The organism is Aquimarina amphilecti, assembly GCF_900109375.1.
Classification (GTDB): domain Bacteria; phylum Bacteroidota; class Bacteroidia; order Flavobacteriales; family Flavobacteriaceae; genus Aquimarina; species Aquimarina amphilecti.
This window is the reverse complement of record NZ_FOAB01000004.1, coordinates 462,467-478,813: the sequence shown is the minus strand read 5'-3', so window position 1 is coordinate 478,813 and position 16,347 is coordinate 462,467. Positions and strand designations below refer to the sequence as shown.

General features: G+C 33.0%; 12 protein-coding genes. All 12 read right to left on the bottom strand.

Going from position 1 to position 16,347, the window contains the following annotated elements:
* Positions 1-188: 188 nt before the first annotated feature.
* The 12 genes from BMY33_RS12745 to BMY33_RS12690 all read right to left on the bottom strand — a co-directional run bounded on the left by BMY33_RS12745 (position 189) and on the right by BMY33_RS12690 (position 16,336).
* A complete protein-coding gene (locus tag BMY33_RS12745; RefSeq protein WP_091409060.1) occupies positions 189-752 on the bottom strand; it encodes a porin family protein in 564 nt (187 codons plus the stop codon).
* Between the two features lie 103 nt (positions 753-855).
* Positions 856-1,950 (bottom strand): helix-turn-helix domain-containing protein, encoded by a 1,095-nt coding sequence (locus BMY33_RS12740; protein WP_091409057.1) that lies wholly within the window; start codon positions 1,948-1,950, stop codon positions 856-858.
* Between the two features lie 323 nt (positions 1,951-2,273).
* Positions 2,274-2,948, bottom strand: coding sequence for a ZIP family metal transporter (locus BMY33_RS12735; protein ID WP_091409052.1), 675 nt, complete (start codon positions 2,946-2,948; stop codon positions 2,274-2,276).
* A 44-nt stretch (positions 2,949-2,992) separates the two neighbouring features.
* Positions 2,993-3,418 carry a nuclear transport factor 2 family protein gene (locus tag BMY33_RS12730; RefSeq protein ID WP_091409049.1) on the bottom strand — a complete coding sequence of 142 codons (426 nt, stop codon included), beginning with the start codon at positions 3,416-3,418 and terminating at the stop codon, positions 2,993-2,995.
* 33 nt (positions 3,419-3,451) lie between these two features.
* Positions 3,452-4,531, bottom strand: a complete 1,080-nt coding sequence (locus BMY33_RS12725; protein WP_091409045.1) for a zinc-dependent alcohol dehydrogenase — start codon at positions 4,529-4,531, stop codon at positions 3,452-3,454.
* 199 nt (positions 4,532-4,730) lie between these two features.
* Positions 4,731-5,306: a Crp/Fnr family transcriptional regulator gene (locus tag BMY33_RS12720; protein ID WP_091409040.1), complete on the bottom strand. Its 576-nt coding sequence runs from the start codon at positions 5,304-5,306 to the stop codon at positions 4,731-4,733.
* A gap of 280 nt (positions 5,307-5,586) precedes the next feature.
* Positions 5,587-7,239 (bottom strand): T9SS type A sorting domain-containing protein, encoded by a 1,653-nt coding sequence (locus BMY33_RS12715; protein ID WP_170837070.1) that lies wholly within the window; start codon positions 7,237-7,239, stop codon positions 5,587-5,589.
* 410 nt (positions 7,240-7,649) lie between these two features.
* Positions 7,650-9,923 carry an AAA family ATPase gene (locus BMY33_RS12710; protein ID WP_091409031.1) on the bottom strand — a complete coding sequence of 758 codons (2,274 nt, stop codon included), beginning with the start codon at positions 9,921-9,923 and terminating at the stop codon, positions 7,650-7,652.
* Positions 9,924-10,161: 238 nt separating this feature from the next.
* On the bottom strand, positions 10,162-11,922 hold the full coding sequence (locus BMY33_RS12705) for a hypothetical protein (RefSeq protein ID WP_091409028.1): 1,761 nt from the start codon (positions 11,920-11,922) through the stop codon (positions 10,162-10,164).
* Entirely contained in the window at positions 11,915-14,140 is a 2,226-nt protein-coding gene (locus BMY33_RS12700) for a tryptophan-rich sensory protein (RefSeq protein ID WP_342028433.1), read from the bottom strand. The genes BMY33_RS12705 and BMY33_RS12700 overlap by 8 nt, the downstream gene beginning before the upstream one ends.
* Positions 14,140-15,438, bottom strand: a complete 1,299-nt coding sequence (locus tag BMY33_RS12695; RefSeq protein ID WP_091409021.1) for a BatA domain-containing protein — start codon at positions 15,436-15,438, stop codon at positions 14,140-14,142. The genes BMY33_RS12700 and BMY33_RS12695 overlap by 1 nt, the downstream gene beginning before the upstream one ends.
* Position 15,439: 1 nt before the next feature.
* Positions 15,440-16,336: a DUF58 domain-containing protein gene (locus tag BMY33_RS12690; RefSeq protein WP_091409018.1), complete on the bottom strand. Its 897-nt coding sequence runs from the start codon at positions 16,334-16,336 to the stop codon at positions 15,440-15,442.
* Positions 16,337-16,347 lie beyond the last annotated feature (11 nt).

The window sequence follows — 16,347 nt, the reverse complement described above, 5'->3', positions numbered from 1 at the left end:
AAACGGAACTAAAAGCTACTATTGAGGTTGGAGAAGTACTGAAATAAAACAGTTTTACGAATTAGGACGTTTTATGAACCAAATCGTACTATAAATTATAGAAATGTGTTATTTGATTAAATTCTTCAATTGGATAAAGAAAAACCTAAGTTTTTATAACTCAGGTTTTTCTTTGTACAACTATTATTTTAGAAAAAGAAATAGCCAATAGATAGCTGAAATACTCCATTTCTATTTTTGTCTGAAATACCATCTATATCATTTATATTAGATAATCCTAGATTATATCTTGCGCTAAAATAAAGCCCGTTATCCAGTTTATAGCCTACACCAAAATTCACTCCAAAATCCATGGTTCTAAACTGATCTTTATAATCTTGAGTACCTCCTTTAGTAGAAAGTAAAAAACCTATTTGAGGTCCTGCTTCTAAATTCAATCTTTTAGTCACATAATATTTTGACATAAATGGAATATTTAAATAGTTGAGTGCTATAGTACCCTCAGAATTCACACTTGAACCATATCCTTGTCCGGAATACATTAATTCTGGTTGCAAAGAGAATTTGTCTGAAATCTTAATTTCAGCCATAACTCCCAGATTAAAATCTGTTGTCCAGCCGATTTCAGAGTTATTCGCTCCTGTAAGTGTTGCAAAATTAAGACCTCCTTTTACTCCTAAGTTAAAGTCTTGGGCATTAACTTTAGATAATGCTAAAACTATTATAACTGTTATCAATACTACTTTCTTCATAAATTTACGTTTTTTGATTTATTCGTGTAAAAGTAAATTTCAAAAGAAAGCAAAAAGCTAATTTTGAGGTTGGTGAAGTACTAAAACAAAGGATTTACACGAATTAGGACGTTTTTTTAAGCTTTCTATAGGCTCCTGGAGACATTCCTAGACTAGAATTAAACGTTTTGTAAAAAGCACTTTTAGATTTAAAACCTACCTCCATCCCAATAGCTTCTACGGAGTATTTATTAAATACTGGATTATGTAATATATTTTTAGCCGCTTTCACTCGGTATTCATTTACAAACTGAACAACACTTTTATTGGTTTCATCGTTTATAATCTGTGATAAATAGCCTTCATTTGTTTCTAATCGAATTGCTAAATCGTACCTGCTTAAAAAAGGATCTTTAAATAATTGCTCCTCTTCCATTAAGGTATATAGTTGGGTAACAATTTTAGAAACGGTGGTTTCATTTATTATCCTTTTTGATTTCGTATTGCTTTCTTTCTTAGAGGATAAATATTGGTGTATTTCATCTTTTTGAACAATTACTTGCAGTTTGAATACGCCATAATACAATATCCACCAAGACAAAATTGATAATAGAATTCTCAGGAGATTAGCACTATACTCCGACTCAAAAATAGTTATCTCTATATTGGCCAAAAGCCAACATACGATAATACTGGTGATGAAAAAGTTTAATCGTAGTAACCAACGTTTTTTTTCTTTTGAGATCGTGTTCGATTTTGTTACTAAATACCTACTCCAAAAAATTAAAAACAGATTATAACTAAACACAGTGGAGAGCTTGATATAGTCTACAACAACTGCAAAATCAGAATCATATAGATGAAAAACAGTGTCTAGATGAAGAATAATTTCTATAATAAAAGAGCAAATGAATGGAGCATACAACCACTTAAACCATTTTTCTTTTAGATACTTGTGCTCGATTTGAATAAGAAAATATATAAATAGAGTGACAGCAACGAGATACTCTAACATAATAAGGCCCAAAAAATCTAAAATAGGATTTTCCTTATCAGACCAACTCCCTAAAAAAGTTAGATTAATTAGTAAAAATAATGATAGCGAGAGATAGTTGTTTGCACGACTCTTATAAAAAGACGTAGTTACCAGTGATAGGCATATGAAACATCCTAAAACTCCACTGGTAATAACTACCAAATTTAATGTAGTTTCATTCAACTTGTCTGAAAATTAAGTGCATTCTATTTTTTAATATGGACTCATCTATAACCCCATTTTTCTTTTATAATTAACTGCCTTGTTATATCACTTGTTGCAAAATTTTTAGAATAAAATATTCTAATGAATCTCTAAAAGATCATCGTGACAATAAATTGAGTTAAAGAATTCAGTTGTCGTTCGTTTACAACTAATATACTATCAGTTAAATATATAATTTCCAAAATAGATATCCATAGATTTTATGAGAATGTAAAATATATTTTCTAAGCATAATTATAGAACTATTGCCATAACTACTTTACCATTTCTCTTGAGAGCTTTTAGATCAAATTAGCGATGAAGACACCAAAACATATCACTACCAGCTTGGATAAGTTAAAGGTGTGACCTTCGCCAGTTTCAAACAAAATAGTTGTAGCAATATGTAAGAATATACCGACCACTATAGCATTAACAAAATCTACATATTCAGTAGCTAAGATCATATTATTAGATATATAGGTACCCAAAGGTGTCATTGTCGTAAATATGATTAAGAAACTAATAATTTGCACTTTGCTATACCTAGATTGTAATAAAAAGATAGTTATTAATGTCGCTATCGGGATTTTATGAATTAATACACCATATATCATATCATTGTGATGATGAATAGGAAACCCTTCTAAAAAACTATGAATACAAAGGCTTATAAATAGTACCCAGGGAAATTCTTTATCTTCTTTATGTGTTTGTACATGACCATGTTCTATACCTTTAGATAAAAATTCTAAAATAATTTGCAGTAAGATACCGCACATGATAAAAAGTCCGGTTTGCTTGGCACCTAAGCCATGATACATCTCTGGCAATAAATCAAAAAGTGTTAATGCTAATAAAAATGCACCACTAAATGATAATAAGAGTTTAGTACCTATTGATTTTTGTTTTTTGGTTACAAAAGCAATAATAACACCGATAACAATGGCAAGAACTGGAAGTAAATACGTATTCATAATTATATCTGTAAAAATTTCACCTAGGTCTATTCTTATTTTTTCTATTCCTTAGTACTCTTCACTTTTGTAGAATAGGTTTTGCTAACAATCTTCCAATTCCCATCAATTTTTAGTAGATGCATAAAATCAATGTAAGAAAAAGTATCATACTCTAGTTCTAACTGAGCGTTGGCTGCATCTCCTGCTATATTTATGGCCATAATGCTCGTTTTTGTTTTTATAGGATCATTTGCGTTGACATATTCGCTTAACGCTTCAATAGCATTTACATCCTCATATTTTTTTTCTACCCACTTCATGGTAGCATTGGGATGGAATGCCTTTTCAAAAGACGATGCATTGTGTGTAGTCATTCCGTCAAGGTAATAATTAATCGTTTTTTCAATCAATTGTAGATCGTTATTTTGTGCTTGTACTTGTGTCATAAATATTGTGATTAAGGTGAATACGAAAAATATTTTTTTCATGATAAATTATTTTAAATTTCTAATTCGAAAATGTTATGGGCGTAATGCAACTTTAAGCGTTCCAGAAGAACGATCACGCATTAAGTCATACCCTTTTTCTGCTTCTGATAGCGGTAAAATATCGGTAAAAATCTTGCTAGGGTCAATAACTCCTCTTTCTACTATAGGAAGTAATTTTTCTATATATGCGGCTACATTTACAACACCAGTATGAATGGTTATATTTCTAAACAAAGCTGAAGAATAGGGTTGTTCTACGGGTTCATAAAGATGTCCAAACCCTAGTACACTTATAGACGCACCTGCCTGAGTCATTTCCATACCTTGTGCAATTGCCGTTTTATTACCCACAGAATCGATTATAGAATTTGCACCTCGCCCATCTGTAAGTGATTTTACAAATGCTACAGGATCTTCATTTTTTGAGTTCACTATATGGGTCGCTCCTATCGTTTTTGCTAATTCTAATCGACTATCGTGACGCCCTACCAAAATAATAGTAGATGGACCGAATAATGTAGCGGCCATTACTGCGCTTAAACCTACTGCACCATCACCAATCACGACTACAGTTTCTCCTGTTTTGATATTCGCATTTAATGCTCCATGATAACCGGTAGCAAAATTATCTCCTAATGGAAGAACTTTTGTATCGTGTTCATCACCAGTTAACCCTTCTGGAAGTTTAAATAATGAAGAATTACCGTAAGGAACACGTATAAATTCGGCTTGACCTCCCTGAATATCATCTCCCCCATGTTCTGCAAATAATGGAGTTCCAAATAAGCCTCCATGGTCACATGCCGAAGGTAAATCCCGCTTGCAATAATAACAATCTCCGTCAATAAACATAGCCGAAGCTATGACACGATCTCCAACTTTTAATGAATGAATATCTTTACCTACTTGGTCTACGATACCAACAAATTCGTGGCCTATTCGCATCCCTTTAAACAAACCCATTTCTGGCCCATTTTGGGTAAATTCTAAATCTGCACCACAAACACCTGCAAGTGTAATACGTACAATAACATCATCATCTTTTAATAATTGTGGCTTTGGTATATCTACGACCTCAATTTTTGCTCGTTCCTTATACACTACTGCTTTCATAATAAAAATATTTACTTTTTTTATTTTTAAAAAGAATACAGTTTCGTTTTATAGAACTAACGCCTCATAAAACGTAAACTAGTATCTGTCAATTATTGACAAGACAAAGTTGCGCCATAGTTGACTAAACAAATATGATATGTATTAAGAAAATAGCTTGACCTATATCAAGAAGTAAAATTGATTTATATCAATTTATTTATGATCGTGAGCGAATTCTACTTATTGATTCTGGAGAAATGCCTAAGTATGATGCCAATACGTACTGTGGTACTCTGTTTGCAATTTCTGGGTATTTATTAACATATTCCCAATATCGTTCTTCTGTAGTTTTACTAATATTAGAAATAGTTCTTTTATAAGAATAGGCCATAGACCTTTCTGTAAATAATCTAAAATATTGAGATAAAGCATGTATTCTACTACAAAGCTTCTCCACATCTTCATACTTCATTTGTAGGATTATAGAGTCCTCAAGTGCCTCTGCATAATATTCTGCAGGAGTTCTATGTATATAACTATAAAAGTCTGTAAAAAAATAATCTTCTATTGCTATGATTACCGTATGTTCTTTTCCTTGATCATCTAAATAGAAAACTCTAACCGCGCCTTCTACAATATAGTTTCGATATTCAGACACAAACCCTGGTTGAACAATAAATTGCCTTTTTTTTACCCTAGTGGTTTTTAATATCGAAATAAATTCCTCTATTTCACTATCTGATAATTCGACATATCTGTCTATGTGATCCAATATCCCCTTGTATTCACTCATCAATTTAGGTTTTTGACTCTTGTCGGTAATGTGTTTTTTATATTGTTTGTTGTGTGTTTCAATAACTAATTTAGTAAACTACTAACCGAATAAGAAATCTATGAGATTTTTCTGAAGTAACCAAGTACTAGTTATGAATTATACATGTTGTTTTGCAAAGTTTCATTTCGATTATGTTTTTATAAATTATAGCAGACAATATCTCTATTACTCATTACCATATCATACAAGTATCACCAATAGTCACAAACTAATGGCAGTGAGGGTTCGTTTTTAAAAATTATTGCTTTATAAATTCAATACTAGAAGAAATATTTCCATTTAATCGTATAAAATACAATCCATTTGATAAGTCTGATATATCTACCGTAGCATCATTAGAGACTACAACCTTTTTAATTAATTGTCCATTGACATTATACAATTGAATCTCTTCACTATCAGATTCTTTTAATTTTATAGTAATAATATCTGATGACGGGTTTGGGTAAAAAGAAAAATTATCTTCAAACGCATAATCATCAACACTAAGTACATTATTTAAAGATACTGTTTGCGATAAATTGTTATATCCTGTTCCAGGCTCCCAAGTATTTTGATTTGCAAATTGTATACTATAATCCGAATTTGATTCTAAGGTAGTTTGGATATCAGGCATCCAGAGATATAATTGAAAGGTTCCTGTGAGTCCCAAGTCAAAATTTTGAGTGATTGTAACAGAAGACTCCCACGTCCTAATATCGGTATCAATCAATACTTTTGTAATTTCATTCGACGCCGTATTTTTTAAAATTAAATATACATTTCTCTCTTTAAAAGGTCTTGCAAACCCAACATTAGAGATGTCTATCGTTAAGTCAAAATCACTATTGTTAGATGTTAATGATGATGAATTTAAAACGAATCTATATCCAATACTTTTTACAATATCATCATAATGTCCCGAATTAATTGCTTGTGTCCAAAAAGGTGTATAGTAATCTCTGTTTATGGTTGTCCAGTTGGTTAAATTCAATTCATTTAGTGCATTAGAACCATTAGTTCTCGAACCTCCATCACAAGTATTTAATCCATTTGTTTCTCCTGTCATAGGTAGATACTGGGTTTCATTAGAAATATAATTATACTCTGCTGTGCCTACTGGATTTTGGCATTGAGAAGATACATTGTACGTTCCTTGGTCGCCATAATCGTTTAGGAACGCATCATTATAAAACCCAATTCTAGCATTCTCTGTGTTTTGATACGCCGTTTGCTCATTTAGTTGGGTATCACCATACATAGTAGTTTTAATACCAGCATATCTAACCTGAATAGGGATTTCTATAGGTGTTGCTGCTAGCATTGCATCTACTACTTCTTTACGATTTTCCCATTGTGCTTCAGAAATGCTACCATCGGTACCAAATTCTGTAGAGTTGGTATAGTACCATTCTCCCCAAGTACCAATAAAACCAGCTTGAAGCGAAAAAATAACATCTTTATTACTGTTTAGTATTGAAGAGAGTTGAGAAATATGGGTTACTATTTGAGATTTAACGGGCTGTTGGGCTGTAGTTCCTTGCGCATTAGAGTATGAAAATCTTACAATGATTTTAAGGCCTGCAGTTCTAACATTATCAAAATCAGTCTGAATATTCTCTAAAAAGGTGGTATTAATATCCGAATCTAAGAATGCATCCAACAAAAAATAACGGTATACAACCGTTACTTTATCAGCACTTGTTTTCCAATTGTTTAAAGTTGCAACAGAAAGATTACTGTAGTTTGGTGTTGTTGCATACTCACTAGCTGTTATAGAATATTTTTGTAAACCTCTCTCGGGATTTGCAATAATTTCTGTAGATGGATTATACGTCACAGATTGACCAAATAGTCCTGCATTACAGGTTAAAAGGAGTATGAAGACAGCTATTTTTTTTAAAAGACTCATTATTTGGGACGTTTTCATATCTATATGAATTTATTTTTTGGTTTTTGGTATACGTTAGTTAAGATACATCGTTTACAAAAGGTACCGATTGGATATGTATATCACCCTCTTATAAGTTTACATCTTTATAGCATAAACGTATAAAATCAAAAGTAATTACATCAGTTGTATACGTAGTTGTTTTTGGTATATTAAATACTTCAGCTACTGCTAAAGCAACTTTAGGTATATCATTTATAAAAAGCGTACCAAACAAGATCTAAGACTCTTGGTCATGTTTTCTAACGAGTATCGCCACTAGTCACAGACTAGCGGTAGCGAGGGGATGTTGTATGATTCATATTGGTTTGTTCTTTTTGCGCATAACGTTTCTTGTATGGTGCGTTTGCTTCCCGAAGGGAGCATATGCACTATACAAATTGTTGTGCGTTCGTACTTATTATTTCATTTACTTTCTCAAATATTGGAAGTAAGTTTTTAAAATCTTCTTTGTTCAAAGTGCTTAAACCAGCTGCGAAATCTCTTTTTTTGCCTTTAAACACAACAATTTCACCTCCACCTCTAATCTGTTCTTTTTTGAAATAATGTTTTAATGCATCAATTCCATAAAATAACAATTCAATAGGAAGAATAGATTCATTTTTATAAGTTTCATTTCCTGTTTTTATAACTTGCTTTATAATACTCTCATTTTCTGGAACAGGTAACAAAATAGCAAATGCATTTTTAGTATTATGTTTTATAGTTAATGCTTTCCTTGGGTTTTCTTCAATTATAGAATACTTCTTTTTTAAACCATTCCAGACGTTATAACCTTCTTGGTCAAAATCAAACATCGCAATAAATGTTTTGTCAGGATAATTAGAAAATATTCCATCTTGGGTATCTTCTGCTCGTCTAAATAGATTGCCAAGAAAAGATGCATCAAAGCAATCTTGAATGAAAAAAGGCATTACATTTTCAAACAGCTTAGTCCAAGCAGTTTCAAGTATTATTTTATCTGTTATGCCTTCTGTAAATAAAACTGGTAATGCAGTACGCGTAATATTATAATTGATTCCTACATGAGTGTCTTCATCATTCATTGTAGCTATTCCTTCTGTTAGTATATTTATAGCATTTGATTTTATTTCTTTCCTAATTATTTGTGAACCGTTCTTTTCGATGATATAAATTGAATCTTCTGGACTTAACGCTACAGTAGTAGGTGAATGAGTAGCCATTATAACTTTAAATCCTTGTTCTTCAATAAATAAATTTTCTAAAACGTTCAATAATCTACTTATCATTGAGGGGTGAAGAGATGAATCAACCTCGTCTAACAATAAGACTCTTGGTACAACTTTATTTTTCCTTGTCTTGTATATAAAAAGGGAAAGAGCAATTAGAGTTTTTTCACCAGATGAAAGTTGGTCAAAATTAGTAGTATACACCTTCTCCTTGTGAATCAAACTGATATGAACTTTAATGTTCTTCCTGTCAATTCCCAGAAATTGTTGATTGGGGTTTGTATGTAAAAAATATCCATTACAATCATATTCTAATAAAACATTATTTATTTGTTCAACAGGAGATAAACCATGTTTTTGAATAAATTCTTCTGCTTCTAGAAATGTAACTTTCTTATTATATTCAGTAGACTGTATTTTATTAAGACTATTCTGTGTTTTCTTTAATTGATATTCTTTTTCTTCATTTGCAATATCTTCAAGAAAGAAATTAGGAGACTCAAAGTCGTTAGCATTAAGATTGAAAATACTTTTATCTTGAACCGTGTTGTTTAGGAATTTAAACAAACCTTCATTTTCTTCGTTAAGATAGTCATCAAGAGAGTCTTGTAATTCAATGAAAACTAGTTTAAGCTTTTCATAGGTAAAATCATCAATATTACCTCTTGTTCCATTTAAATATTGATGTGCAAATTGATAGAATTGAGGAGTAAATGATTGTTGTTTTGATTCTATTTTACCAAGAATATTTTGCTCTGTTTTACATTCGTCAAGTAATTCAAAATCTTTTTCATTACCGAAGTATTGTTCAAAATTAAAATTTGGCTGTTTAATAAAGTTTAATACCAATTGCTTGACTACAGAATCTTGTATATCTACAAATCTTTCTTGGAGTATTTCGAATTTAATATCCCGAGCGCTAACTTTTCCTTGATTTAAGTACTGAGAAACAAATTGAAAAAATTGAGGGGAAAATAATTTTTCTTTTAGTCTAATTGCATTAAGAATGTTTTGTTCTTTTTTACATTGTTCTAGTAATTCAAAGTCATTTTTGTTGCCAAATAACTCGTCAAAATTAAAGTTGGGTTGTTGAGAAAAACTAAAAATTATTTGATCAGCAGGGGTTCTATTTTGAATACCAAACTGAATAGCTTTATTCTTGTATTCTTGTATTTTTTTTAAAAAATTTTGTTTTTCAGTATTCCATAGATTAGAACGATTCTGAAATTGAGGATTTTGTTGGAGATTACCAGCGAATACAGTAAAGTCGTTGTAGTTATAATAAACGATTTCAGATTTATCAATCCCTTCTATTTCAACATTACCATGCTTAATTGCATTTAATAAATGAGTTTTACCGGAACCATTTTTCCCCGTTAAAATAGAAAAGTCATTAACTTCAATGGAATCAAATTTTGATATCGAAATGTATGGTTGCTTAAACTTAATTCTCATGTTTTTTCATCGTATTATTGACAAGTTTTGTATGACGCACAACATGCGGATATAGTTACCTTATTAAAAGTATATTTTCATTTGTAAATGATTACAAACACTTACAAATGGTTGTTACTAATACTCACCTTTTTTTGTTAAGATTTAAAAATAGGGTAAAATTTCCCTAAAATCCAAATAAGATATATTCTTTTTATCAAGAAATCAGCTTTTATAAAATGGGGAAATAAGCATCTAGTTAGGTAGTTTCTATTTTGGGCACCAGCCATAGATATCCCATACAACATAGAAAGAAGATATATAACCCTATTGGATTTATGGGCGCTACAGGAGCCCTTGTTGCTGTGGCTGTAGGTATGGATCGATCAAAAAAGCGACTGTTTTGTTGCATCTTATCATATACCAACTGTGATCGCCAAGCGATGGTATCCGTCACATAATACTCCAATACCGCACTACTGTCTTGTGCAATCGAGATTTGGTGCCAACCTAGCTTTTTAGGATAGGTGGTTCCCTGCCAACGATTGGGTATGTGTATGTCTTGCTGCATCGCTATGCGATATCCATCTGCTATTATTACTTCTGGTGTAGCTACTTTGGTTCTTAGTGTAGTGATATAGGGTTGATCTTTTATCGCTAATAATTGGTTGGTATCCCAATCTACCTCAGCAGTTTCTTTTTTAGCAATGGCTGTAAGTATTCCTGCCCATAGTTGTTGATACTCTTGGGTATTGCCATCCAAAATCAATTCATAAGTACCCCCTATTACCGTAGTGCCTACTTTTCCTTTTCCTATATATTTATATCCAGAAATGATCTTCTTATCTGTATTACGATGTACGGCTAGAATCTCTGTTTGATTATTAAAAACAAAGGGATAAGTTGTTATCTTGGTTTTTGGTGCAATAGGTAGCTTCGTTTCTATACGTTTTACCGATATATAATCAAATCCTGCAAATCCTTTTCTGGATCTAAAGGAGGTTTCATCGGGCTGGATAAACACGCCCAATCCTTGTTGTCTTACTGCATTCTCTAACGCTGTGGTCGCATTTCTTCCAAGATTCTTGATTGTATTAGCATCTAAGATCACCAGATCAAAGGGACTCAGGTTTTTCTCAGTAAAAGCACCCATCGGTGTTCGGTCTCTATTAAAATACTCGAACTTATACTTTCCTTTGGTAATTTTACTCTTTACCAATACCTCGTGGCCCATTTCGGAGAGGTAATTTTTTAGATACTTGGTCTCAAACGTAGGAAAGTCATTAACGATCAACACTTGTAATTTTTTACGATCCTGCACCTTCATTGGGATTGGATCCTTAGCTACTATTTTTCCTGTAGCGTCTTTTTCGGTTACCCAAAAGATATAGGTACCACTCGCTTTTAATTTGGTACGTAAACTAAAAGATTGTTCTGCATCTGCAACCAAGTTAATAGAATCCAGGCCATTGCCTCCAGGTCCTTCTAGTAGCAATCTATTTCCTTCTATTGGATTGTTATAGATCCCTTCTAGTCCAAACTCTGCTCCTACTACTTTTTCTTGATCATATGTATATCTAATGATTCCTGTGGGGATATCTCCAGACACATACTGTACCTGATTATTCGCTAGCTGCCAAAAATCAAAAGGTGCTACACCAGATCCCAATACAAAAACGGTATCAGAAGTTGTTGCTTTCCCAAAAATGGGCTGATTCTCTATATAATCAACCGTCTGTAATCGTTTATATATATTTTTTAAACTGTCTAACTGTGATCGCTCATATCCAGAAGTTAGTAGTGCTACTTTGGTGTTTTTAGGTAGTATCGATCGAGCAGGTTTTAGCGCGATGATCGTTATAGATATCACGGCAAGAAGAGCAACCGTGATTCTGATCCAAAACTTTGGTTTTCCCCAGAGAGATAATTCTTTCCAAACAAAAACTAACCATAGTACCAGCGCACCACACCCAATCTGCCACATCCAATTACTATGTAAAAAAGTAATATTCTCAATCATGAATTTCTAACTCTTTTACTAATAAATCATTTATTTCGCTCGATTGCTGTGCTGTTTTTACAGGATTTGGTGATACTGCTGGTAGTGCCATAAATAGTCCTTTTTGCAATGCAATCAATGCTTCTTGTGGGACTGTTACATCTTCAGAAATCCATTTTAGCTGTTGTAATGTTTCTAGGTATTTTCCTGGATCTTCTATCGCTTTTATGGCTAGCTCATTTCCGGCTTTGCCAAAAAGTTTTTTATCATCCTCTGTAATCCCCGTTTTTTCTGAAATGAGTGCTTCTAATCTAGCGATCGATTCACGTATTGCGGGATACAGATCTTCTTGTTCTAGTTCTTCTGTTTTTCTATACCCAGCTACCTTATCAGTTTCGCCCGTCAATCGTTTATCTTCTTTGATGGGTGGCGGATCAAAACCGATGCGATGTACATAAATACGCGCGCTATTTTTAATATCCTGGATTAGTTTTAGCGCTCTGTTCTGATAAGGCAATGATTTTTCTGGTGTGTATAATCGTAAATATAATTCTGCATCCCACATTTCATTCAGTGCTTGGCGTAACTTGCTCTTTAGTGATTGTGTAAAGAGTGTAGACTCTTCTGGATCATCATGATTATGTAAATATTCTTCTAGAGGATCTTCCTTTTTTTCTTTTTCCTCTACCAGATTATGTTCGTTATGACTATCGTGTTTATGGGTGTATTTTGCTAATGGATCTTCTTCCTCGTGTCCTTCTTCATGACCATGTTCTTCTTCGTGCTCGTGCTCATCATCATGTTCATCACCTTCTGTCATACCTTCTGACTCTGTTTCGCCCCCCATAAATTCTGCATACTTAAGACGCAATACTTTCTGATCAAAGCCTAATTCGTTACTTCTGGATTTATACTCTTGGGTCGTCATTTTAGATTTGTCCTTAAGAAGTTTTTCGGTATCTATAATCAATTGTCGCTGACTCCTAAAATAATCTGGCATCAGGTCTACTCCCATCGTTCCTTCTACCGCAAAAGTATCGGAAACCGTATCCTTAATTACTGCAAAAAAGGTTTCGCTTCTGGCAATATTGGCTTTAGGTCTTTTGCGATCCAAAGCTTCTACATAAAAATACAGCTCATCACCTGGTTCCATATTCATCTGATCCAGATCAATCCTTTTGGAGAGGTTTAGGTTTTTATTTCCTGTAGTTACGTTGCTAAAATTGAGTTTCTCTTCTCTAAACTTTACCGATTCGCCAGAACCTTTGCTCACGGTAGCAATAATATAGGCATCTTCAATCCCATAATCATCTTTGATTTCTGTGATAAAGGATACTTTTTTAGATTGCTCATAATCAAAAGAAGTAAATTGTTTTATTCCTTTAATGGCCACAGTAGGACTCTTATCTTTTGTCACTTCGATAGCATACAAATCCGACACATACGAGTTGTTTTGGCGATCTGTAAACTTAAAATTATAAAATCCAGAAGTGCTAAGTATAGTGTTCCCCCTATATGCTCCATCGATCTGTTTCATAGCATACCTATTGTCTGCACTTTCTATAGTCACTTCTTTAATCTCTTTATCAAACTCTATCTGCCAAGATATGCGCGATCCTTCTACCGCTTTGATATCCATTGTGGTTGTTTTGGCAGCAGGAAGTTGTGTATATCGTGGATATGTAATAAGTAGTTCTTGTTTTAGAATTTTTGGCGGTGCTGTTGATACTTCCGTAGAATCTGTAGGTGTAAAAACAATGGTTTCTGGAGTAATCTTTGGCTGCTGAGATTTTTGTATTGCTCCAAATAGATCAAATTTGTGTAACACAAAACCGATCAACACACATACACTTACCAATACAATTCCTCTAATCAAATGATGCGGAGGTTTTATGGTTTTTAGCTTTGTGATCAATACATCCTGTATTCTGTGTTGCTGTATTCTGGCTAAACCAGATAAATGTTCTTCTGATGCTAATAGCAGACTCGTACTATATTCTGTATCTTCTAAATGTAGATCGATATAACTGGCTATTTTTTCTAAACTCTGTTTCCATGGTTTTATGATCATTGCAGCAATACTTACTACCACAAGTAGCGCAATCACAGTCCATAAAACACTAGAAGAGACAACATATACAAGAATTGCAGGACCTGCGGCATATAAGACCACTTCTAACCAAAGCATCAGTTGCCATCGCTGTCTAAATCCAACTAATATATTATATCCTGATCTCACTATTGTTTTCTATATTTTGCGATACTTCGTTCTGCTATCAATCCAATTGCTACTAATAACCACAACCATTTAGAAATATCTAACAATTCAAACTGTTTTTTATCTCCTGCACTCACCGAAGTTATGGGTTCAAATTCTGATATATCAATACTTCGCATATCATAGTTACCGATATCTAATTTTTCTTCTTTATAAAAATCAAACAATTGCAAAAGTTGTTCTGAAAGGTGTTTATCAATACTATTCTCTCTATTCAACGGTTCTGTAAGGTAAAAAATGGTACTCGAAGTCCCTGCTTCAATAATAGTATTAGCAAATGTATCTGGACGATACACCAATAATTTTGTTGTCGTATTAGGAGCACTCGCTGTAGATAACCAAACTACCAAATCATATTCTGAATACGCTATGTCTTCTGTTGCTGTTCGTATTTCGATATCTATAGTTCTCTTTAGATATTTTGATATTGTATTTAGCGATGCCTCAATATATTTTTTTTGAGTTTTTAGACTATCTGTATACACCAACATCACCTTCGCTGTTCGTTCCGCTGTAAGTGCTACCGTTTGTTCTTTTCCTTTAGCCGAAAAGACTAAACTATCATTTGTTCTAGTATACCCGAGTGTATTGCTATTCTTCGCTACTCTTTCTTTACTAAAAGATGCTACATTTTGATCACTTGTAATTGAGAGTATTTCTACTGTATCTTTTATTTTAGTTACGCTGAGAACTCTTTCTACAGGTTCGTTACTATCCAATGCGATCCAAGTACTATTTTTAGAAATCGTTGGTCGAGCTCCTTTTAACCCAGTTATCTTTGCGCTTGTAAAAACAACAATACTATCGGAACGCAATGTTTCCATTTCTTTTGCTAATTGCCAATAGTTAGGTGTTTCGTCATTTTTAAAATCAAACTCATCTTTATCCAACTCAGGAAAACCGGTCTGTAAGAGTCGCAGCGATGCTCCACTTTCTAGAGTATCTACAATGGTTTGTATCCTCTGATCTTGTACCAACGTAGGTTCTATGATATATGTTATTGGAGTCGAACTCGCTCCTTTCTTAATTTGAAATCCAGCAATTAGGAAAACTAACATTGCTATTAATATCATTCTAAGAATTAGTAGTAATAATTCATTCAATTGGATGCTTCTGGATTGTTTAGAGTCTGATTCGCTTAATAATTTAGTACTACCTACTTTTATTGTTTTTCCTTCTTTTTTACTCCAAAGGTGTATGGCCAAAGGTACCAAGAGTCCTAATAATGCCCATAAATATGTAGGATATAAGAAGGACATATCAGATTAGTTTATTTCGTTTTTTAAGGAACACTTGTAACGTCTCTCCGATATGATCATTTAATTTGAACATGTGATAACTAATATCGTTCATCAATAAAGTATCTTTTGTCGTACTGATCATGGCCTCTAAAGCCTTTAAGTATTCTTTTTTAGCGGTCTTCGTATCTATTTTTAGCTTTGCTCCTGTCTCTAAATCCTCAAATGTTACAGTTCCTTTATAAGAAAACTCTAATTCATTATTTCCCATAAGATGTAATACAACCACCTCGTTTCTAGGGGTTTTTAATCGTTTTATAAAAGAAGTTAACTCTTCATTATGCTCGTATAAATCTGTTATAAAAAAAATGAGTTCTTTATGATTGCGGTCATGTAAGCTTTTTGATGCATTTGGATTTACTGGCCACTTGCCTTTATTCTCTATATTGGCCAGTTCTAATAAAAAACGATTGTAATGCTGTTTCTGGATTTTAGGATATAAATCATATAAGCGATCTTCATTTAACCCAAACAACCCAATAGCATCACCTTGTTTCTGAGATAAATATCCTAATGAAGCTACTAATACTCTGGCATAATCCATTTTAGAAAGTTCCTGCTCTTTATGTAGCATAGAATTACTGGCATCCAAAATAAATTTTATAGAAATATTGGTTTCTACCTCTGATTGCTTGATATAATACCGTCCTGATCTGGCCAGCATTTTCCAATCCAGCAATCTTAGATCATCACCTGGTTCATAATTACGAAATTGAGTAAACTCCATTCCCGAACCTACATTACGGCTATTGTTTAATCCAGACAAATACCCATCAACTAATACTCGCGCGATTAGCGATAAGCCAGAAACGCTTTTAATAAGTTCTGGTTTTAATAATTGATGATAGTCCTGTCTCACGCGCTTCTTTT